This is a genomic window from Octadecabacter ascidiaceicola, from assembly GCF_900185015.1.
Classification (GTDB): domain Bacteria; phylum Pseudomonadota; class Alphaproteobacteria; order Rhodobacterales; family Rhodobacteraceae; genus Octadecabacter; species Octadecabacter ascidiaceicola.
Window position 1 is genome coordinate 164,764 of sequence record NZ_FXYD01000003.1, and the last position, 21,455, is coordinate 186,218.

Sequence of the window (21,455 nt, forward strand, 5' to 3'; positions counted from 1 at the left end):
GCGAGAGAACGTAAGTGGAACATCATAGGATAATATTCCCAAGACCCAAAGCGAGAATTTTCTGGCTTTGAGGTTTGGATATCCTAAAATATCACTGCAATGGCCGTAGGTTGCGGGTAAAATCGGGTAGTTTTGAGCCAAGGATTTTGATGTGGATAACAATTGGAAGACAGCGACCAAGGTCGACCGTGCCGCCCTTTATCACGTCGCTCGTGCAATCGCGGATACCACCAACCTGAGCGTGGAAAACATTATGGAGCAGGCCTTCGGTCACAAGCTGATGGTGGGCACCGATTATCTGTCCAATTTTCGTAGCGGCACCATCGGACGCCCCAAGGCCAAGCTGATCCATGCTTGGATCGCAAAAAACCACCTTGAGACGGCACATGCAGTTGATCCCAGATTATTTCCAAAACCGCATACAAACGCATGGGATGACTATATCGAGGAGCACGGCATACGCGGACAACTACAGATCAAACGCTTTACCAAGGGCGAATTGAACCTCATCAAAAAGATCAAGGATCGTGATGCGCTAGACGCTACACTTAAACTTGGGGAGGAGTTTTGCTTTTTTCTTCGGTCCGACGTCCGCGCACATGCTATCGGGTTTGAGCAGTACAAAGGGAAATGGCACGTGATGCCGTTAGGTCCGAATGGCTCTCATATCTTCCAACTACGAAGTGATGAACCTTATTTCCCAATTGATACGAATGGTGAAATTGAACGGCTTTCTGAAGAAAGCGATTTGGACGTGCATCGCTTTGCCGTCGTTGTCTCGCAAGATGCAAATGACTTGCCTTGCACACCCGACATCAGGGATATCGGCCAAACTGCAAATCTGCACTATATCGACGTTTTATTCTCTGCCTGAAATTTATAGACCAATGGCAAAATTTGCTCATTGGCGTCTTTCAGCTCGGCCCATTCCTTCGCGCCAACTGTTTTCAACTGATCCCATTTACCAAGTTTGGCATGGGCAATATCTGCAAAGAAAATTTCAGGATTACCTAGATCATCTATGAAACTTGTGGCCTCGGCTGATCTTGCCATCTCAACCGCATCAAAATAGGCAGGCAAAATCACCTCTTTTACAAACTCCTGAATGCGCTCAGTATCTGGCAGATTATTAGCATTTAGCGAAGCGCCAATCGACCACATCTCGCCCACATGCCCAAGTAGCTGAAATATTCGCGTCGCCGCCTTGGGATGGGTCTCACTTGGATTGGGGTTGTCTGCGTCAGCCTTCTCAATCAGCACCATTACAGAGGCTATACTGGCAATCGTGACACGCAACTCGACCCAATCGACCTCGTCCATGTTGCCGAGCATTTTTTCCAAAGCCTCATGATCTGCTTGCAATTCCAAACACCGCTCCACCTTATCCCAAAGATCACGCGGCAGGTCAGGTTCTCGAACCTGAGACTTGCCTGACTTCGAAACCAGATTGAACGTCGGAACACCTTCGAGGATAGAGAAATGGCCTAGCTCGATATGGGCGCGCTCGTGAAGGGCAATCCATCGCTTTGAACGTGTCTTATCTAAGGTAAGTTTGAAAATTTGTTTAAACACCTAGATAAATAGCTGACTATATCGACTGTGTGTAATCTAAAATCGTGTGTGTAACAGTTGCCATTGGAAGGCCAATTGCTGTTCTTTCATGCTCAGAAACCTTACATTTTCGTCCACTTGGTAATGTGATTTGGACTAGCCCTTTTGTAGCTCCAATAGCGGTGATTTTTTCCGTCAACAATGGTTCCCAACTTGAGTGATTTTTGAATGAATATCCCATCATACCAACCACTTTATCTTTTGAATACGGCGGTTCCCTCTCTAAGAAGCAACCAATGCCCTCATCACCAAGGTAACGACTATTCATATCTGCGGGTGTTCTAAGAGGCTTTGCCTCGATCACATAAGCAGCTGAATAACCTGCTTCAAATTTTCGGCGTATTTCAAAATCAGCCTTAGGTTTTCTGATGCCATGGCTTTCATCGCCCAACGTAGCAACCTCATACGCCACCTGAAGTCTATCTCTACTACTCTCCATAGGGGCGTCTGCTTGAAGCCTCTTCATCCGATCACCGAGTCCTGAAGTTATTTCGGGTTCGGTTGGGCTTTGGGTATGACAGCCGTTTAGAAATGAATTCCATTCGTTCGGCTTGCAAAGCAATGCATACCCATCGTCAATAAGATCAAAGGATTCAGAGATGAAATCACACCAGAGATCAGCTTCTTGTGGTGTTAGGCCCTGACCAATCAACCATTGCTCGAGCGATATTTCTTTAGTCATGCGGCTTCCGCGCTATTCAAGCCAGACATTGCTGCGGCCAAAATCAGATCGGCGTCAGAAAAAGCACGCTCAAGAGTCCAATGCATGCGTTCTTCAGGTTTGATCAAAATTGTTGTCATGCCCTTTCGAGAATGCCAGAGATAACGACTTTGCGTCATGCCACTTGCACCTTGTCTTTCATATGCTGCAATTGCTTCTTTCAAAAAATGATCGTTTAGCCCCACTTCATTCTGGCAAACATTCTTGCGAACATATCGGATCTCTGTTGCCACTAGATTTCCGTCTAGTGAGGTCGAGGAAACGCTGTAATTTCCTTTCCCCCTATCTACTTGCGACATCATCGCTTCTCGATAATCGACGAGCTGTTGAGAAGTTACTGATGAAATTGCTTCAGTTGGAGTCGCTCCGTCAGAAAACCCCTTACGCAGTGACGAAAATTCACTAATCACAGATTTGTAGAAAGAATCGAGCCGTAATGCATCACCCACGATCTGCTCGCGCTCAGAAGGTTCAGCATCAACAAATTTGATAAGTTGATCATCATCGAGGCCGCCAAAAGGCCACGGAAGGCTTGTAACAGCAGACAATTCAACACTGACTCTATCGATTGTCATTCTGCGACCATTGACAAAACATAAGTATTTGAAAATTTTGGTCGACATATAAGCTGCCACCGCCTTCAGGAAAACTACCTGTTGGCTGGACAATTCCTCATCGTAGGCTTGGTTAAAACTTCCGATAACAAAAGATTTAGTGGCAATAGGCCGCTCCACATAGATTGCTGTCTCACAGGTTCTAGGCATCAAGACCACATGACCCGTTAAAAAGACCTTTTCACCATGTGATGCCTTATCCCATTGCTCCAAAGGCAAGGGGACAGCACTATTTTCTACCTTGAACAGTTCTCGGTCTAACCCAAGCTGCCTGCGCCAGTAGGTTTCTGACCTTGGGTCTGCTGACAGAAGGAACTGTGATTCCAGGTTATTGTTATCTTTGATTGTAAAGTTTAAACCCACTAAATCTCTTAAAGAGCTGAGGCTTTTGAACCGCCCTGTTTCGATATACTCGTCCATATTTTTCATAATGTGACGATCTATTTGAGTACAGGTAAAGAGGCGAGGCCAAGCCCTGTCGTCAGTTTCAATTTGGTTGTGCCAGTGAACTTGTGTCCAGTCATGAATGACGATCCAAAGCCGCCCACGTTTGCTCTGAGGCTGCAAAGAAATGAGTGGGCGAAAGGTCCAGAATTGATGATCTTCTTCAGGTGTATTTTTTCTCAAAATGATGGCTGCTGTGGATAGTCGAGCGCTTTTTGATGCAGATCGATCCTCCGAACCAGCGGTCCTTACACCTGAACGGCGGAACAGTTTGTACCTAAGGTGCGCAAGATCAGCGATACCAATTATTTCGCAAGAGGAACGCAAGAAGTGAGTGAATTTCTTTGACCATACATTCACCAAACTCTTTTGCGGCAATAATAGGCCGATGAGGCCATCATCCTCAAGATGATCTTGATATGCCTTCCACATGAATAGTTCTGCTACTTGTTTATTGCCTATCGGGGCCTTGGTGCGTTTATTATATGCTGTCGCATCACTGCTTTTGAGCTGTGCTAGTGATACCCAAGGTGGGTTGCCAACGATAACGTCGCACTTGACGCCACTGACCTCAGCAGAGAAAAAGTCCGCAGCTTTGATATTCGCCAAGCCCTGTGGATCGGCGGTAAGCATTGACGGGAACAGCCTCTTTTTCCCATCAATCACGGGCCAACTTGTATAGTCATTAGCTTCGGCGGGATCGACGTAGTCCAACATCGTAAGATATAGGCTAAAAGCCGCAACGTGACAGGCCGTTTCGTTCAATTCCACCGCGAAAATGCTATTCATCATGAGGTCGTGAAGATCGTCTAGCGGTAATTGTGTGACCCCTTGCGGCAGACAAGCCTCTACGACTCTGCGATATGCTCCGACAAGAAACACACCAGAACCCGCCGCAGGGTCCAATATCCTTGTCCCGCGGTTAAATGGTTTTTGGTCTTCTAGTCTATCTAAAGTGTAGTCTGCCACATAAGGAGGGGTATAAAACGCTCCAAACTGTTTTCCTGCGTTTTCGGACTCATTGCGAAGAAACATCTCGTAGATTGCGGATAACGTTTCAGTTCTGATTGTGGCAAAATCGTAATCGAAGAAGCTTAATTGTCCTGCTGCGGTCTCTCCTGACCTAAGAACTCGGCGGAGCTGATTGACATGATCTTCGTTGAATGAATCGATGTGATCTTGAGACAGCGGGAAAATACTACCATTAAAGACTTCATCTAGTCGCCCGAATAACTCTTTCGTATCTTTTAGAGACCAATGACTATCTCCATCAATACTGATTCCCGCGAGCCCCCATGCGCTTAAACGTTCTTCAGTGATGAACTTTCGGTCCACCAAAAAGTAGAAGTAGAGTAGTCTAGCAATCAATGCGTTTACCGCTGTCGGTGGGATTGACTCACCGTCAGTCGTGTGTTGCGTAAATATGATTGACAGCTCTGCAAGCGATTGTAGTAAACGCTCATCTACGAATTCATCTGCAAGACGTGCTTCGTCGCGCCATGCTAATGAGCTTCGAAGCGTTTTGGCGCTGATTGGATTCAGAGTGTTTGTGAGATCACTGCTTGGCTCTGGATTAAGCAATTCGGATACTTCGAACTCTTTGACTTGGGCTTCCCAGTCCGCACCACTATAGCCAAATCCTTGACAGAACCAAATAGTGTTTGGTGAGCAGATTATAAGATAGGGTGCAAGGCCTTGGCTCCATACACTGCGGTGTACATGCTTTGCTTGCTCCTTACTCTCCACGTGCGCCAAATAGACCATGGGAGTGAACCGCTTATGACCAGACGACGCCAGTGCGCCATTCCCACCAGTCCACAACCCAAATGCAGCTTTTACAAACATGCCGCTTGTTGCAACTCTCAAAGCATGTTTGTGGTTCGGTAGGTTGGCAAAATCTGCTCCAGATACGAAGCCAGAATCACCTTTATAGCCGAGAAATTCGGCGACCAACTCAATCGGGTTATTCATGATGAACCACGCATGATGGCTGTTGGTGGGAACGGCAGGTTTTTTTGATGTACTTCGTCAGAATTTTGAAACGTTGCTTTCAGTATTTGATCGACGAAATGCTCGCAGCGTATGACAATTGCAGAACATGGAAGGTCAGTAATTTGGTCCACCTTGAGTACTCGACCACTCGCGGGGGTTAAAACAAAAGAGCAGTCTTGCAATAAAAGAAGACTCATTGGCGCAGAGGCTTGAAAAATTTGATCAATGCTGGCGGATAGCATAGTAACCCTAATGCCAAAATGACCCACAATGTCTTTGACCGCACAGAGCGCAACTACTTCACCCATTGAAAACTTGGCAGCTTTGCCTTTTTTCGCTTCAAAGTAAGACAGATTTTTTCGCCAATGACGCCAAGCCTCTGGAGAGACGCCCGCAACGGAACGGGCTTGCTGGGTGGTGAAGCGAATGGCGGGATGAACAGGCATTTTTGTTGTATACAACATTTTTAACTGACTTGCTACAGCTTTTTCACCAATATTCTTCCCTTCGAACAACCTCAAAGGTCTACGGTACGCAGTTTTAGAAAATTTAGTGCATGTGTGAAGCGTTTTTCAAATGAAGCTGAACTGACTGTAGAAAAATACGACAAAATGGAAGCTCTCGGTTATGCTATATATAGTTCACTCAAACCTTTTAATAAAAAGAATTTTCCATGCCACCACCAAAAACGTATAATGAAAAATCTAAGGAAACCGCGCGAAAATTTGCCATTAATAGTGCTGTTGATTGCCTGACCAAGAATCGCAGGACCGCCACATTGTGTCGGCGATCATACGTGAGGGAGGTTCGTGATTATCTCGCCACCAGCGAAAATGGATATGATGCACTTGAAGCTAAGAAATTACAAAATACTACAATCGACCGATGGGAGGCATTTTATGATTCAGTTAGCCAATCGAAAGAACCAAAAAACCTCAAAGTAGCTTATCTTTGCGGACCTAACCCTGAGAATGATTTACGCGTATTGACAGCAGCGGGTATTCTTCCTGAAAATATCTGGGCCTTCGAAACAGACACCACAACTTACGGCCAAGCGATAGCCGCAGCTCTCGCGTCAGAATTCCCGTTCGTAAAAATTATTCACGGAGGAATAGATGTATTCTTGGAGGCATCTCCGCAGAAATTTGACATCATATACTTAGATTTTTGCGGATCGCTGCCTAGTCGAAATAAGAAGCAAAAGACACTTCTTGCAATTTCAAGAATCTTGGCTCGCCACGCACTTAATTCCCCAGGAATTATTGTCACAAATGTTTCATTACCAACCGAAAATGGTGATAGCCATGGGCGTTCTTTGTTGGCTAAACTGGTCGCTTGCTATTTGTACCCAAAGGAATTTCTCGAGTGTGAAGCGACAGATTCAGGTTTTACCGAAGGAGCAATTGCCGAAGGGTATAGTTTTGACAAATGGTTAGAGATGGTTTCCGAAAATTTAGATAACTACTATGGCCAGTTTGTTACGCGCTTAATGATGGATCACGCAAGCTTTGTTTCACCGTATAGCAGATTTCCTGCGCAAAGCTCAGTGTACAAAAAGTTCTTCTCTAATCTTGGCAAAGCTGACCATCAGTCAGCTCTTAATAGTTCCTTCCACTTTGATGACGACAGCTCTGGCGGGGATGTGATCGTTGACGCGGGACAATACCCTATACTGTGGGCGTTTGCTGCGCTGGATAAGGCCCTAAACGCTGGTGATGAAAATTACCCTCAGATTGTCATGCAAGATGAAGACTTCAGACTTTTCGCAGACTTGTTTTTGTCACAACTTCATAATGAAAATAGAAAAGACGATCTCATCAGGAATATCTCGAATTTAACATTTACCTTGCTTGCTTCTAGTCATGCTATCGAGAATCTGTCACCCAAATTGCAAAATATAGTGGCGAACCATTCCTTCCGAGAATATCACCAATTTTGCGATCTACTTTTGCCGCACCAGATAATAGAGCTACTCTTTCGCCAAGTTGCCGTGCCCTACCATGTGAATGTCGAAAAAACACTTCGTTGGAAGTATCAGGCAAAAGAAACTCCCATGTATATGGATATGATTGTTCTAGACGAATGCCGCTATCTTTATGATTGGATGCCAACCACTGACATGATTGCTAACGGTTTTTCCAACATAGAACGACAACTAACATTTAGGTTCGCACTGGACGGTGTATCTAAGCACCGAAGATGGTATAATCCAGAGTATTTCTTTGGAACAGCAGTTGTAGATCAATTCACTGATTTATTCGAAGCGAAGGTGCTTCAGCCAAGGTGCGTGATAGAATGATACGAGCAAGGGGTAAACAAAGGTGATTTCAGATAGATTTGAAGATTTTTCGCAATCCCTCCGCATATTTATCGAACAAAAATGTCGATATCGCGAACTTTTTTTAGTTGATGCCGATGAGGCAATTGGAAACGTAGAGCTGGCATGCAAGAGCATGCTTGATACGTTTGCCAGCCTATATGATGCAACCCGCGCCCAAGATGGCGTGAATTTTGATTTCTACGGAAATCCTCTTTGCTGTGCCGTACTGGCTTACCGAAACGCAAAACACCATAATAAAGCGAACGGCATACGTAGCGCCCATAGGCATGCACGGCAGAACGGTCGACAGGACTACCTCCTTGTCGACTTTCCTGCTGGAGAAGGAGAGGAAGGCGGCGGATTTATTGATCATTATATTTCATGGTCTGATTTCTGCATATTGCTTGATATGCCCAGCCGCGATAGCAGGCTGCGTGCAGGATCAAGAGAATTGATACGAGATCGTATAAGCGCTGACGTATTCGAAGGTTTCGCAGCACAGGAGGGCGTGGAACACTCTCGGGTTTTTATCAACATGATACCAATTATCATTGGGTCAGGTTCGGAATTTATCGAGGAGCTAAAACCTCATATTCAGGCCCAAACTATCGAAGCTAAGCACTTCGTTTTTCACTTTGAAAAAGTTGAAACGGCAAATTTTGCGCAACCACAATTTACCGAGTTAACCAGTTCCATTTTTGGGTAAAATGGACAATTGGACATCTGACAATTTTAGTCAGATGACCGTTTTTGGTCACTTAGCTTAAAAGGAACATTCTAACTGGTGCAGTACTAAGACATGCTGCGAGTTGTGTGTCAGATGACACCATGCGCTGCGATCCCTGCGGCCATCTTACAGCATAAGTGATGCTGCAAGTTGTGTGTGGTAGTACCACACGACTTGACAAGGGGGTTGCTGCGCTCCCCCGTTGTATCCCCCAAAGCTGATGGCCGCGATTGGCATTGAGCCAGTCACGACCATGCAAACATATCTGTGTTTGATCCCTCGTCAGGGAGAATTCATCTCTCCCCAACACCCCATAGATCAACCCTGCGCGGATTGAATGCCGTCAACGCATCGGCGCTGAACCCGTCCAAAGGGCGTATCGTCGCCCCTTGTGACCCACTCGCAGGATTTGGAGATTTGACCTCTCCACCTCGCAACCAAGCCTTGCGCAATCCTTATGGTCGATTGATCCCCAATCAGGGGAGATTGTCTTCTCCCCCAATACCCCCATGACAACTAGGGCGGCTGCCCCCGCGCTGATCAAAGGGTGGGTTCTCGCCATGCTCGGTTCGCTGTGCTGCACCTGCGCGTGGCTCTGGTCCTGCCTGCGGCACCTTTGATCCTTGCACCCCCGCTCCTCGGCGGAAGCCAGACGGTTGCATGCGCAACCCGTCAGAACAAAGAAGAGGAGTAAGACAATGCCGCAACTACACGCTCAACCGTATGATATTTCCGCCAATGGGTTCTATTTTGAGAGCCTTGAAGAGTATTCGACAAAGGCGATCAGCAACCGCAACGACTACGGCGGTCCCGTTGAGGAATACGAAATCCAGTTCATTGATGGGGATCATATCGACTGTGATCTGGCCAAAGCATGGGGGATCAACCAAGCCAACATCGGGCAGTATTTTGAGGCCTGCGAAAGCTGGGACGATCACGAGAAAACTGTATTTGTCATCGCCGTTGGCGAGGCAGGATACAGCTTTGATCCTGATAGCGTTTCACCATCAGATTTTGACGTTGAAATCTATCATGTGGACAGCATGAAAGAGCTGGCGGAGCAATTTGCCGACGAAGGGTTGTTCGGCGAAATCCCTGATCATCTGGCCAACTACATCGACATGGACGCCATCGCCTATGATTTGGCTATGGACTACACAGAGGTAGAAATTGCAGGGGAACGGCTGATCTATCGGGCGGCGTAAGCGCCGTTCGATAGACGGATCAAAACTCAGATTTCTTGGTTTCTTCGGTTCTGACAAGTTGCTTGTCGCATGACGTGCACAGATAGGTCACTTCATGTTCTTGACGAAGAACTGGAACGTGCTGGGTCTGCGTTTTTGTTGATGTCGCCAACCGCCCATTGATTACACCTGTACTGGTCGAAGTAACATCACGCCGTTCTTGTCCCATGCGTTCAGAAAGCAATCGTCTGGAAATTTCCCGTTTCCACTTTCTTGATCGGCAATGTGGACATGAGACGCCAAAGAAAAAATAGGCCAGAACACCAAACGCTAGACATGCTGATACTGCGATGGCGATATACAAATCAGTTTGGTGCATGGCGTGGTCCTTTTCTGGTCTGGCTATCCCAGAACTTGAAAAGGGTTCCCTTTTGATAGGGATGCCATAATTCACCCGCGAAGTCATCCGTCCGTTGTTTTCCACAGGAAATTTCAGGCTCTCTGACCGCCCAAATCGTTGTCCTGAGTGCCTTTGAAAAGGGAACCCTTTTGGCAACGGAGAAACGGCCATGAAACCCAATTGTGAGAATGGTTTTGCCTGCTACGATCAAGGCATGAATGATGATAAAAAGCCAACGGGACGAAAGGTTGGATACGTCCGCGTATCCGACAAGGACCAAAGCGAAAATTTGCAAATCGATGCCCTCAGAGCAGTGGGCTGTGATGTGATTTATGGCGACCACGGCGTCTCAGGTGCGATTACAAAACGGCGTGGGCTGGATGACGTACTGAATTGTCTTAAAGACGGAGATACGCTGGTGGTTTGGAAGTTGGATCGGCTGGGGCGTTCAACCATACACCTTCTGCAACTTCTCAGCGATTTGAGAGATCGCGGCGTGGATTTTCAGGCCATCACCCAAGGCATCGACACGACCACCGCTGTTGGGCGCATGCTGTATGGCCAATTGGCGGTTTTCGCAGAATATGAACGGTCATTGATATCAGAACGCACGAAGGCTGGTATGGCAGCAGCAAAGGCGCGTGGCGTTCATGTTGGACGACCTAGGAAAAACTCAAGGGTGCTGGACAAGGCATTGAGTGACCTTGAAGCGTTTCGCGTTCTCACAGGAAATCCTAGCCTAGTTAAGGAACATTAAAAATGAGTCGCCAATCATGGTCTGGATCAAAGACATCGGGATTGTCTTCATCCGCACACCAAGCTCCAAAATAGTCTTCAACGTGACCTTCGGTCATTACATGCATGATATTTGGAGGCAGAGGATACTTCCGCCGCAAATAGCCCAGCCTGTTGTGGTCCTCTCGGTCAAAGAAGTTGCGATCCTCGATAGTAACCTCTGACAACTGCGCTGCATACTGAGGAAGAAAAACGTAGTCTTCTTCCCTCGCTTTTTTGAGAATCGAACGCTCCAGTAATTCTGAGTTCATCTGTGCAAGTTCTGCAAGCAGCGTAGCTGTCGGTATGATGTCATCATGCTCAACAAGATCACCATCTCCAGATGAAGGTGATCTGTAGGAAATCAGCTCTCTATTTGCCTTCAAATCCAGTGTTAATCGTTTGAGGTTTTGAGATTTTCCTTGATCGTATTTTGCCAACTCATCGAAGGCTATGTTTATTGCCTTCGAATGTGAAATCGCAACAAGCTTGCCATCGTCCCACTCCACCTCTGGCAGCGTGTAGACGACGGCTCGAACAAGAGCCAGAAACGTATAGTACTCCAGATAAGGCGCAACGACACGTAAGTTTTGCTGTTTTGCGTGGAGCAATGCCTCTAACTGCAAGGTCGCGCTGAGGATCATTTTGGCAGATAGGTAAATCCGGCAAATCCATTCCGAGTTTCGCTCGGAACTCCAGTCTTTTGTAATTTTGGAGTACCGCTGGGAAAGGCCGTTTATGTTTGTTTTGATTTTACCTTCTTCGAACTCATCGAAGAGTTCTCGAAAGTCATAGTACCAGGTGCGATCCGCAAAGGTATGTGTGTGAGACAGAATTTTGGTTGTAATTATTGAATTCATGGGAAACTTACCTGAGTGTACAAGTGGGATTTTTGCATATTTTCAAATGCTTTAGGGTAGTTTGGAACTTGGAAACCTCTTAGGCGACCGTCAGTTTTCCTAATTCAAAGTTGGTTCGACGTACTCGGTTTCTGTTGTGTCTAGGCCGCTTTCATCCAACATCTCAAGATATTCGTCGTAATCCCTTGGAGCGGAGTTGTTGGGGCATTTCTGTCCTGTCCTGTATCGATGACACCATTCGACCCAAACACGCTCAAGAAGATATTCGCCATAGGTTTTCTCTGGCTCTCGATTGGTGTCAATCTTGCGCACCCATTTGGTGACGTCGTAGCCTTCAGAGTGCAACCAATCCAAGTAATCCCATGCCCCTTTGGGCATAACCACGGTCTCTCTTATGTTGAATTGATTGGGTATCTTACGACCGATTAATTTGTCACCATCTCGTTCGGGGCCTAGGGGGTCTTTCATTTGAAAATTATGTCATAAATACTGACATAATTCAATAATTATCGATCCCGATCTGGGTCTCTATCGGGGTCGGATGCAATCGAATAAAACTTGCGGTCAGTATCGGTGAAAGTCTTCTTTACTTTTTCCAACTCATCCCAATCCTGAACTGTTTCGGGAATCTTTTCCCATCCGTTGTTAAATTCAGCGACTTTCACACCATCCTTCCGTAGCCTAATGTGATCAATATCGCTGTCATCTAACGCCATTTCTGTTTCATCGTTTTTGAGTGTGAGTTCAAAGGAGTACCCATCCTTCGAAGGCCCATTGCTATCTATCTTGCGCGACCACTCCATTGGCACCTCATCTGGATCGAGTATGACGGTAAGCTCCTCGGTCGGCGTCTTTTTACCAGAGCTAATGCTCTTCTTCCCACCTCCAAGAGCCAAATCAGGTGCAGCGGGTTTGTTTTTTGATGGTGTGTGTTGTTGCCAATCTAAGTTCTTTTTGTCGTCCTCTTGACTCTGATTTGCGTCCTTCTTCGAAGCCTGAGTGTTTTTAGCGTTAAACGTGAACGGCCCTTTGGCATCTTTGGAATAATCAATCATTTTTGACATCCTGATCTGTTGCTTCAATCTCGTCGGATTGGTGTAGGTTCACGCCCAGATGCTTCAACACATCATCGTCAAACCAGTTCTCTTTGTAGGCTTTCATCGGGTGCATATTTTCGACGAACACAAGCTGGGAATCTGGATGCAGGCGCATCAGTTCATCAGGAAACGCAAGCTTGCGCTGAGTGGCGCTTGTATTGGACGTAAAGGTTGTTGTTTCAGTTCTTGAACGCTTGCCATTGGCATCTGTAGCCATTGCAAACGCATCCGCCACAGATGATCCAAAATTCCAGACAGTTTTCTCACCACAGAGGGCAGAGAAATATTCAGCGGTCTTTTGATCAGAGGACCCGAAATAGTTCACCATGCCAGCGTTGGCGATGAAGGATTGCCAGCCCTTATCATAGACGCGTTCAAGCTGGCTAAGGTCTTGGACAATGGCCCAAAGCTGCATTCCAAATCCAGCCATCAGCCCGTAAGCCTGTTCAACCATCGTCAAACGCCCAAGAGCTGCGAACTCATCCAAGACAAACAAAACGGGTTTCTTCGGCTTGATCTGGATGTTGCGGGCATTGACGGTAATGGCCTGCTGGATCAAAAGGCGCAGCCAACGGCTGAAGGTGTTGAGGCGGTCCGCAGGAAGAACCAGATAGATCGTGATTGGCTTTGTTTTGAGGTCTTCGAACTTGAAACTAGATGAAATCAAGCTGCTCCGCAGGCGTTCACTATCCAGAAAGTGGGTATGGGCTTGCGCCGAGGCAAAAACGTTGGCCAGCAATTTCTCTTCTTTTTGCAGACAACGCGCCCCCGTGCTCTGCACAATGTGATGCCTTGAAGTCAGCATGTGTTCGAAGAATTTCCTGAGCGTTTTGCCGTCCATCAGCAACAACTCACGAACGCGCCCTAAGTGCCGCCGACCATCTTCGGCAGGGTCGGTTGCAACATACAGAATGATGCCGTGCAGGAGTGCTTTGGCTTCTTCATCCCAGAACGCATCACTGCTTGTATTAGGCAAGATCAACGCATCGGCGAGGATCATCGCGTTTTCAGTTATGTCGGGATCGCCGTCTTGCAGCCAATCCAAGGGGTTGAACGCGGATGCATCATCTGTTGAACGCACATCCCCTTGCGAGCTAACAACAAAAACATCATCCGTTTCAGCGTCTTCTTTCACCAAATCCAAATCAACGATCCCCCAAGGATCAACGATATGAACCTCATGGCCCATTTTCATGCGCTGCTTGGCGGTGATCATGGCGTTTTCGCCTTTGGGATCGATCACCAGCATTGACCCCTCATAGGTCAGCAGATTGGGAATGATCTGCGTGGTGCCTTTGCCCGAACGTGTCGGCGCAATGGTCAGAAGATGACGATCCCCCTTATAGGAAATCCACTCAAAATTCTCTTTTCCAAGGCACTGACCAAAACGGATACCGTCGTCATTAAGCACTTTGTGCTTTGCAAGATCATCCATGGTTGCCCAGCGACTTGATCCAAATGTGTCGGGCGGGTTGAACCATGATTGCGTCGCGCGTTTAAGCCAATGGCCGAGGGCAACAAAGAAACCAATAATGGCAACGACACTGGTGGCGCTCCAACCAAGTGAGCCATTCAGCATTAGGGCCGCAGCCAATAAAACGGCCCCCGCGCACCACAACAAAATGTGTCGTACACCCTTTGCACTAGGTGAGAAAAACCACCCCAAAACAAACCCACACGCGGAAGCCAGCAAAATCATAATTATCTTGGACAGAGTGAGGGCGAGGGACAGGTTTTGACTGCCCAGCACTGAGATTCCAACCATCGGGAAGATGACAAACAGGCACAAAAACAGCCCACCCAGTGCCACCGCAGGCAGTGCGTATGGGGTCTTTTTCCAATCCATGAAAGATATTCCTTATTGCTATAGCGACAGGTCAGGGCCGCGTGTGCGGGAGCGTTCCCGATGGGGAGAATGTGAGTGCTTAGTCTTGAGCGTTTGCCTGATCTTCTGGGCCATCAAGTTGCGTTCTTTGATGTGTTTGCGTCGGAGTTTTTGAAACTCTCGCTGCAAGGTGCGACGTTCCTTGATTTGTTCGACGACCATGAAATCGCGCTGATCCTGATCCCGTTTTGCAGCCTTGCGGGCATCCATCTCGTTTTGCTGGCGAATGGATTTGCCCTTGCCTGTGAGGCGGTCAAACAGGCCGCGCAGGCCCTTATTCAGGCGGTCAGAACGAACCTTGGTTTCTTCCGCCCAACGCGCTTTTTGCCCAGTTTTGAGCTTCTGGCGCTCGTCGCGGTGTGCCGTGTTCATATCGCGCAGATTGTCGCGCAGTGGATCAAGATCGTTGTTCTGGCGGTCTTTGATCTGCCCGATATAGCCACGCATTTGATCCGATACTTTGGATCGAAGTTCGGATTGTGTTTCATCGACAGAGGGTAGCTTTTCGGGCGAACCAAGCTTGGCATTCACATCTTTGGTTTTAAGGCCCGTCCATTTGGCAATCGAATGAACGTTGCCATCAACATCCAAAGCCACGAAACCACGACGATCACCACGGGCGAGAAAATAGCCGCGATCTTCAAGCGCATTCTTAAAGCCGATCTGGCTGTCGCAGCGTTCCCATGCTTGCTGAAACGTCTGTTTGACTTCACGCGGATCAAGCCCTTGGCGCTTGGCCTGTTGCCATTCTTCCAGTGTGAAGTTCAGTGGTGATTTGTTGCCATAGGTCGCCAATCCATCAGGCAGTACCCAACCATGATCGAGAAACAGATCACGCGACAAATCCCGCAATTTGTTTTTGAAATGCGGAAGGTTGATGGCCTTCATTTCATCCACGTCGATGCGCGACCACACCACATGGGCGTGGCGACGACCTTCTTTTTCATGCACGACAATCGCGCGGGGCTGATCACTCAGTCCCAACTGTTGCTCTGCACGGTCTGCTGCCTCAAGGAAGTCCTGTTCGGTGGCGATATAATCCTGTGGTGGGTTTAAACTGAGAGAAAACATGAATTGCTTACATTGGGTTGCCTTGGAAATTGCGTGCATCTCTTTGAGCGCACCATGAAGTTGATCAGATGAAAAATCACGCAACTCTAAGCATGACACATGATCATTGTCACGATCATTCAGCAGATGATCTGCCAATGCCTTTGCACCACTACGTTGTGAGCCTTTGAGGATCATTACTTCACCCCCAAGGCTTCCATCAATGTCGCCCGCATCCATGCCACTTCGGCCACGGCGCGTTTGAGGTCTTCTTCCAGTTCAGGATCGACGATCAACGTACCCTGATTGAGATGCTTGGCGATCTGGTTGAGGTTGTTGGCTTGACGTGTTTGCCCCAAACGCGCCAGCACTTCAGCCAATAACTGTTGCTCCGCAACAGGTGGTTTCTGTCGCTTCCGATATTTCGGAGCTTCAGCGGCAAAAACCACTGATTTGATATAAGACGCTAGCGGCATGGCCCCAGCTTGGGCTTCAAGCTGAGACCGTTCCTCTGGGGTCAGCCTTAACGAAAACGGTGCGAGGCGGCTCATGGGCGTGGCCCTCGCAACTTAGGACGCTTGGTGGTGTTATGCGCCTCATCAGATGTGCCCCGATCCAAAGATCGTAACTTGTGGGCAACTTCAGGATCGGACTGTAAATAACGTTCCCAATCCTCTAGATTTTCAAGCAAGGCATTTGGGTCAATGGGTTCTACGAATTCTTCCGCAAGTGCACCATAAACCCCCAAAACGATCGCCGTCGCAAACCACTGGTATTCCTTTCGGGCCTTCTCCGTCGCAATTGCCGCTTTTGAGCCTTTTCTGCTCGCATGTGTGTTGTTAAGCTTTGCGAACGCTAGCAAGAAATCAAACGGGTGGAACGATCAATGCCGCATTCTCTGGAAATCGACAGCACTGAAGTCCATCTCAATATGTTCGCAGGCCATGACAATGGCCGCATCCGTCGGTTAGAAAACGGTCGTTACATGGCCGAAGTTCTGTATCCGGTTTTCAAGCCGAAAACTGTTATCGATCTTGGGTGTGGGCTTGGGTTTTTTCTAAAAGCAATGGCCAACGAGGGCTCAACGGTAACTGCAGTCGACAACGATTGGGTCAAAGATCTGCAAACAGAAGTCCCGAAAGACTCCTACGTTTTTCATGATCTAAATGAGCCATTCAAAAGTCGGAAACGCTACGCTTTAGCCACCTCGTTTGAAGTTGCAGAGCACCTTAAACCGGAACGCAGCGAAAGCTTTGTGGACGACTTGTGTGAGCTATCAAATACCGTCGCGTTTTCTGCTGCGATCCCCGGTCAAGGTGGTAGCGGTCACATCAATCTGCGCTGGCAATCAGATTGGGTAGAGATGTTCGCCGACCGTGGCTACCGCTGCTATGATGCAATCCGGCCAGAGATTTCGAACAAAGAACACTCGTACTTCTGGTTCCGACAAAACGCATTTCTGTTCATCAAAGATGGAACACGTGTCCCCGCGAGCGTCGCTGGCCGTGAAATCACCGCGGATGCGGCCAACCAAGTCTGCCGAAATCTTTACAATCGGCAAGTCAAACGGATGAGGGCACGCATACTTAAACTTCAAGAGCGGATCAAAGAGCTAGAAGCATAACCTGCGGCGCCCGCCGCTACGTTTGCTTCAGCCAACCTTTGTAGTGCACCAGCGTCGCACCGGTTGGGGCCTTCAGCAGCACGTCAAAGTGAAATACCCCTTCGATATCAACCTCAGAAGCGATGCTTTGGGGTAGCATGAACCGCGGGATCGGGATGAAACCCAACCGACCTCGTTTTACTGGGAAATGCAATGCGCCGTTTCGGACATTGAGGTCTAGTTCAAACGTCAAGGCGCCGAAACGCTCGGTCATCACATGATCATTAGGGCAAAGGTAGGATTTAAAAACCCGCGTCCCAAATCGCCGCAGCCATCTTTCTCCACGACCATCAGGGATTTTCTTGACCTCGACTTCAATGCTTTGTTGAGTTGGTGGAAACCCGAACAAGAGTGCGGCGACACGCGCGAGAACACCTGTGCCGCGTGTCACACTCGCCATCCCTTTAAAGGCGCGCGGCGTTACGGCGTTGTGCGTGGCTTTGATCGGGTCAGGCAAAATGTCAAATGATGCACCAAGAACCTGCCTGAAGATGGGAACGTCTGCGGCTTGTGTTCGTTCGGTTTCGATATCGAGGCCTTCAAAGCACGCCTCAACTTGCGCTAACGGGATTAACGAAAGCGCCGGGCCCGCGCCCGCATTTAAGGCGGACATATTACGGCACGCCGCGCGGATCGCGATGGTGGGTGTGTAAGGGCCATCACCGTTTTCAGCCCGCATAACCCATTTCTTACGAATGAACCCATCACCTTGTGGCACTGTCACTTCGACAATCATACCGCCGCGATCCGTTCCAAACGGTTCGAGGGCCTTCGCACCAGCCATCATTAACGAGACGAACCAATTCGGGATGCCAAACCCCAGTTTGCTGCGAAGAAATGACAACACACCAAGCCCATACCGCATAACGCCAAGCTCTAGCCCCGCGCGAAAGCTGACGTTTGGACAGTCGAAATGATCGGGGAACAATCGCTGATCAGGCACTTCGATGCGCCAACCTTGGCGTTTGTACTCGCCCATATTGTAGGATTTAGGTTCTGACCACGAACGCACGGATTGTTTCTGCCCGCTTTGCACTTCGCTATAGTTCATCCCTGTTTGATTGAGGATGCTCTCCACGACAGCCCGCCCGCGCGGGGCCTTGTTGCCGGGAAGAATTGCAGTTTCGATCATCAGTGGAGTTTGCCCAGCGCAGAGCGCCTCGACAGCTGACGAAGACACTGCCGGTACCGAAGACATGCCCGATGCGACGGTTACACCAGCGGCCTTTGCGGCCTCATCAAGCGCACCTATACCCTGACAAAACTCGGCATTGTCGCAGAGATCAAAGTAATGCACCCCTGCACCGATAGCAGCCTCGGCAATCCGGTACGGATCATCTCCATATGCATGAAACGGGCCCGCGGCATCAGCGATCACATCGTAGCGTTCAAAACCCGAAAGAGGTCCATCGCGATCAAATTCCTGATGGGTAAACTCGATCATTTCAGTTGCGAATTGGGGGTTCGGCTTTCGCCTGCTGGCGATTGTCACCTCATGCCCATCGCGCGCCAGTAGCTCGCACAGGCGCGAGCCGAACATTCCTGTACCGCCAATCACAAGTACCTTCATGGCAGCAACCTCGCCTTTAGGCCTTCGTCGGGGATGTCGCACATTTCGGCACGGCCAAACATGGTATACCGATTGCGCGCGACGCGGGCATACATCCAGTCGCGTGCAGATTTCGGAAAAATCTTGAGCCAAACCAGAAACCATCCAATCCCACCGGTGCGACGACCCAGCCGAATAACTGCCTCAAGATCACGGGTAACGCTTCCGTCTTCCTCAATGAACAACCACGAATCCGGATCAAGCGGGTCGAGCCCGTGTTCCATCATCAACGCAGTTCCGGTTTCACCTTGAATAGGAGCAATTTTGATCGTCCCGCTCTTGTCCAATCGATGAACCATCTTCGCGCCAAATGCACAAAGCGCACATGTGCCATCCATCACAGCAATCGCATGGGTCGCTTGGTTCATCATGATCCCTTCATGTTGCTTGATATATAAACGAAAAACGCCGCCCTGACAGGGCGGCGCTTCGTCTCGCGTATTGAGATTTCCTTATGCCACCCAAACCCAAGGGCGCGTGAACGAACCGAGTGCAGCAGTGACCTGCTCATCGGTGGCATCACCTGTTTTGGCGATATGCGCAACGAGGCCAAGTTTCTTGTCCTCAACGACAGAAGTAACCTGCGCCGCAACACCCGCCTTGTCCAACGTGGCGTTGTAGATCCGTGTAATAGAAGACTTACGCAGGTCAGGTTTGAAGATTTTCCCCACGGCTGTTTTGGGCAGCTCGTCCATGATTTCGAGGTATTTGGGGTAAGCCGCGCGTTCATGGATATGCTTCTTTGCGTATTCCATCAGCTCGTCCACGGTAACTGTCGCGCCGTCGGTCAATTCAACGAACGCAGCAGGGACTTCGCCGGCATGGGCATCGGGCTGACCGATTGCACCCGCAAAGGCCACTTGCGCATGTCCGGCAAGCGCTTCTTCGATTTCCGCAGGATCAATATTGTGCCCACCACGAATGATCAGATCTTTCGCGCGCCCCGTGATCCAAAGGTAGCCGTCCGCATCAATGCGCCCCAGATCACCCGTACGCAGATAGCGGCGGGTCTGAACGTTTGCACCCGGATAAAACAGATCCGCGTTCTTGGCTTCTTCGGTATATGTGTGCCCCTCGTAAACACCTGGCGAGTTCACACAAATTTCGCCGATCTCGTCCGTGCCGACATCGAGATGCGTGTGCGGATCAATGATGCGCACTTTTGTATACGGGAATGGAATACCGATTGAACCGACCTTCTTTTCACCTTCGGGCGGGTTGATGGACACCAGACACGTAGCCTCTGTCAGGCCATAGCCTTCGCAAATGGTCACACCAGCGGCGGCTTCGAACTTTTTATACAGCTCAAGTGGCAGAGGGGCGGAGCCACAGAATGCCAAGCGAAGCGTAGAGATGTCTGCATTCACTGGGCGTTGCATCAGTGCCGACATCGCTGTCGGAACTGTAATCATGAACGTCACCTTGTGGCGCTCTACCAGCTTCCAGAAATTATCGAACACCCCGTCCCCGCGATAACCTTGCGGTGTCGGGAACACAATATGCGCACCCGAGCCAAGCGACGCACCAAGCGAAACGATGGTCGCAAACACGTGGAACAATGGCAGCGGACAGATCAGAATGTCTTCGGGCTCAAACAGCAGATGATCGCCAAGCCATGAATTGTAGATGATGCCGGAATTGCGGTGCTGCGCGACCTTAGGCATGCCCGTCGTACCACCCGTGTGGAAATAGGCCGCGACGCGGTCTTCTTTTGGGTCCTCAAACGTCAGCGTCGTGGGCTGACTGGCGATTGATTTGTTGAAATCGATAACGCGCGCGCCATGGTTGACCTGCACCTTCGGGCGGATCAGCGGCACGATCAGTTTCTTGATGCCACCGATGTATTTCAACAGATCGACCTCTACGACGGTCTTAACGTTTGGCGCGTGGTCCACGGCTTCAGCGGCCTTTTGCGCGACATCCGTTTTCGGGAATGCCTTTAGCGTCACGAGGACTTTAGCCCCTGTTTCTTTCAGGATCGCACCAATCTGGTCTGCATCTAAAAGCGGGTTAATCGGGTTTACGATACCGGCCACCGTACCGCCTAGATAGGTCAGCACCGTTTCCATCGAATTTGGCAGAAGAAACGCGACAACATCATCTGATCCGACACCAAGTTCACGGAAAAGGTTCGCAGTCTGCGCCACTTTGCCCTGAAGGTCAGACCAGCTCAGCGTTTCAGACGGATCCTTTTCGCCAGAAAACATTTGGAATGTCACTGCGTCGCGATTTGGAAATTTCTCCGCATTGCGGCCTAACTGTGCCCAGACAGAATGTGCGGCGCCGCGATCATCCCAGGTCATCTCATCTTCAATCGCATTGCGATCAGCCATAGATGCAAACGTCATCGCTCGCTCCTCCCGATATAATTGTTCCGCCCCTGCGGGCAGTTTCCCTGTTTAGTAGGATGTGGTGGATTGCCGCGCCGCGCAAGACTAACGCTACGAAAAAGGGCCGCTCCAGAACTGTCTGGAGCGACCCTCATGCAAACAGAGAACTCGTAA

Annotated in this window: 20 protein-coding genes; 6 read left to right on the top strand and 14 right to left on the bottom strand. The window is 49.0% G+C overall.

Annotated elements, in window-relative coordinates:
* Positions 1 to 151: 151 nt before the first annotated feature.
* Positions 152 to 874 (top strand): hypothetical protein, encoded by a 723-nt coding sequence (locus OCA8868_RS09605; RefSeq protein ID WP_093996371.1) that lies wholly within the window; start codon positions 152 to 154, stop codon positions 872 to 874.
* On the opposite strand, the gene OCA8868_RS09610 is transcribed toward OCA8868_RS09605, so the two are convergent.
* From OCA8868_RS09610 to OCA8868_RS09625, 4 genes are read right to left on the bottom strand one after another with little or no spacing between them, the layout of a single operon-like run.
* The gene (locus OCA8868_RS09610; RefSeq protein WP_093996372.1) at positions 847 to 1,572 is read right to left on the bottom strand and encodes a phage exclusion protein Lit family protein; all 726 of its coding nucleotides are present in this window, start codon (positions 1,570 to 1,572) and stop codon (positions 847 to 849) included. The two genes, OCA8868_RS09605 and OCA8868_RS09610, sit on opposite strands and share 28 nt — an antisense overlap.
* A 16-nt stretch (positions 1,573 to 1,588) precedes the next feature.
* Positions 1,589 to 2,293, bottom strand: a complete 705-nt coding sequence (locus OCA8868_RS09615) for a hypothetical protein (protein ID WP_093996373.1) — start codon at positions 2,291 to 2,293, stop codon at positions 1,589 to 1,591.
* Entirely contained in the window at positions 2,290 to 5,361 is a 3,072-nt protein-coding gene (locus tag OCA8868_RS09620) for an HsdM family class I SAM-dependent methyltransferase (RefSeq protein WP_093996374.1), read from the bottom strand. Before OCA8868_RS09620 ends, OCA8868_RS09615 begins: the two co-directional genes overlap by 4 nt.
* Positions 5,358 to 5,897 (bottom strand): hypothetical protein, encoded by a 540-nt coding sequence (locus tag OCA8868_RS09625; RefSeq protein WP_093996375.1) that lies wholly within the window; start codon positions 5,895 to 5,897, stop codon positions 5,358 to 5,360. The genes OCA8868_RS09620 and OCA8868_RS09625 overlap by 4 nt, the downstream gene beginning before the upstream one ends.
* Before the next feature lie 158 nt (positions 5,898 to 6,055).
* Between OCA8868_RS09625 and OCA8868_RS16730 the strand changes: the two genes are divergently transcribed.
* From OCA8868_RS16730 to OCA8868_RS09640, 3 genes are all read left to right on the top strand, one after another.
* A complete protein-coding gene (locus OCA8868_RS16730) occupies positions 6,056 to 7,681 on the top strand; it encodes an SEN1985 family protein (protein WP_218822678.1) in 1,626 nt (541 codons plus the stop codon).
* A 22-nt stretch (positions 7,682 to 7,703) separates the two neighbouring features.
* The gene (locus OCA8868_RS09635; protein WP_143849597.1) at positions 7,704 to 8,408 is read left to right on the top strand and encodes a hypothetical protein; all 705 of its coding nucleotides are present in this window, start codon (positions 7,704 to 7,706) and stop codon (positions 8,406 to 8,408) included.
* Positions 8,409 to 9,127: 719 nt separating this feature from the next.
* Positions 9,128 to 9,634, top strand: coding sequence for an antirestriction protein ArdA (locus tag OCA8868_RS09640; RefSeq protein WP_093996377.1), 507 nt, complete (start codon positions 9,128 to 9,130; stop codon positions 9,632 to 9,634).
* Between the two features lie 19 nt (positions 9,635 to 9,653).
* Here OCA8868_RS09640 and OCA8868_RS16510 read toward each other — a convergent pair whose 3' ends face one another.
* A complete protein-coding gene (locus OCA8868_RS16510; RefSeq protein WP_143849599.1) occupies positions 9,654 to 9,992 on the bottom strand; it encodes a hypothetical protein in 339 nt (112 codons plus the stop codon).
* A 190-nt stretch (positions 9,993 to 10,182) separates the two neighbouring features.
* Here OCA8868_RS16510 and OCA8868_RS09650 point away from each other — a divergent pair, with 190 nt between their 5' ends.
* Complete coding sequence (locus tag OCA8868_RS09650; protein WP_245848159.1) at positions 10,183 to 10,770, top strand: recombinase family protein; 588 nt, start codon at positions 10,183 to 10,185, stop codon at positions 10,768 to 10,770.
* On the opposite strand, the gene OCA8868_RS09655 is transcribed toward OCA8868_RS09650, so the two are convergent.
* The 6 genes from OCA8868_RS09655 to mobC all read right to left on the bottom strand — a co-directional run bounded on the left by OCA8868_RS09655 (position 10,757) and on the right by mobC (position 16,230).
* On the bottom strand, positions 10,757 to 11,647 hold the full coding sequence (locus tag OCA8868_RS09655; RefSeq protein WP_093996379.1) for a hypothetical protein: 891 nt from the start codon (positions 11,645 to 11,647) through the stop codon (positions 10,757 to 10,759). The genes OCA8868_RS09650 and OCA8868_RS09655 overlap by 14 nt on opposite strands.
* 99 nt (positions 11,648 to 11,746) lie before the next feature.
* Positions 11,747 to 12,115 carry a hypothetical protein gene (locus tag OCA8868_RS09660; protein WP_093996380.1) on the bottom strand — a complete coding sequence of 123 codons (369 nt, stop codon included), beginning with the start codon at positions 12,113 to 12,115 and terminating at the stop codon, positions 11,747 to 11,749.
* A gap of 38 nt (positions 12,116 to 12,153) precedes the next feature.
* Positions 12,154 to 12,702, bottom strand: a complete 549-nt coding sequence (locus OCA8868_RS09665) for a hypothetical protein (protein ID WP_093996381.1) — start codon at positions 12,700 to 12,702, stop codon at positions 12,154 to 12,156.
* The gene (locus OCA8868_RS09670) at positions 12,695 to 14,590 is read right to left on the bottom strand and encodes a type IV secretory system conjugative DNA transfer family protein (RefSeq protein WP_093996382.1); all 1,896 of its coding nucleotides are present in this window, start codon (positions 14,588 to 14,590) and stop codon (positions 12,695 to 12,697) included. The genes OCA8868_RS09665 and OCA8868_RS09670 overlap by 8 nt, the downstream gene beginning before the upstream one ends.
* Positions 14,591 to 14,608: 18 nt before the next feature.
* Positions 14,609 to 15,877, bottom strand: a complete 1,269-nt coding sequence (locus tag OCA8868_RS09675; protein WP_093996383.1) for a relaxase/mobilization nuclease domain-containing protein — start codon at positions 15,875 to 15,877, stop codon at positions 14,609 to 14,611.
* Complete coding sequence (mobC, locus tag OCA8868_RS09680; protein WP_245848161.1) at positions 15,877 to 16,230, bottom strand: plasmid mobilization relaxosome protein MobC; 354 nt, start codon at positions 16,228 to 16,230, stop codon at positions 15,877 to 15,879. Before mobC ends, OCA8868_RS09675 begins: the two co-directional genes overlap by 1 nt.
* A gap of 335 nt (positions 16,231 to 16,565) precedes the next feature.
* Here mobC and OCA8868_RS09690 point away from each other — a divergent pair, with 335 nt between their 5' ends.
* Positions 16,566 to 17,303 carry a methyltransferase domain-containing protein gene (locus OCA8868_RS09690; protein ID WP_143849601.1) on the top strand — a complete coding sequence of 246 codons (738 nt, stop codon included), beginning with the start codon at positions 16,566 to 16,568 and terminating at the stop codon, positions 17,301 to 17,303.
* A gap of 16 nt (positions 17,304 to 17,319) precedes the next feature.
* Here OCA8868_RS09690 and OCA8868_RS09695 read toward each other — a convergent pair whose 3' ends face one another.
* The 3 genes from OCA8868_RS09695 to OCA8868_RS09705 all read right to left on the bottom strand — a co-directional run bounded on the left by OCA8868_RS09695 (position 17,320) and on the right by OCA8868_RS09705 (position 21,299).
* Positions 17,320 to 18,912, bottom strand: coding sequence for a saccharopine dehydrogenase family protein (locus OCA8868_RS09695; RefSeq protein WP_093996386.1), 1,593 nt, complete (start codon positions 18,910 to 18,912; stop codon positions 17,320 to 17,322).
* Positions 18,909 to 19,322: a thiol-disulfide oxidoreductase DCC family protein gene (locus OCA8868_RS09700; RefSeq protein WP_245848163.1), complete on the bottom strand. Its 414-nt coding sequence runs from the start codon at positions 19,320 to 19,322 to the stop codon at positions 18,909 to 18,911. Before OCA8868_RS09700 ends, OCA8868_RS09695 begins: the two co-directional genes overlap by 4 nt.
* 81 nt (positions 19,323 to 19,403) lie before the next feature.
* Complete coding sequence (locus tag OCA8868_RS09705; RefSeq protein WP_093996387.1) at positions 19,404 to 21,299, bottom strand: acyl-CoA synthetase; 1,896 nt, start codon at positions 21,297 to 21,299, stop codon at positions 19,404 to 19,406.
* Between the last annotated feature and the right edge of the window lie 156 nt (positions 21,300 to 21,455).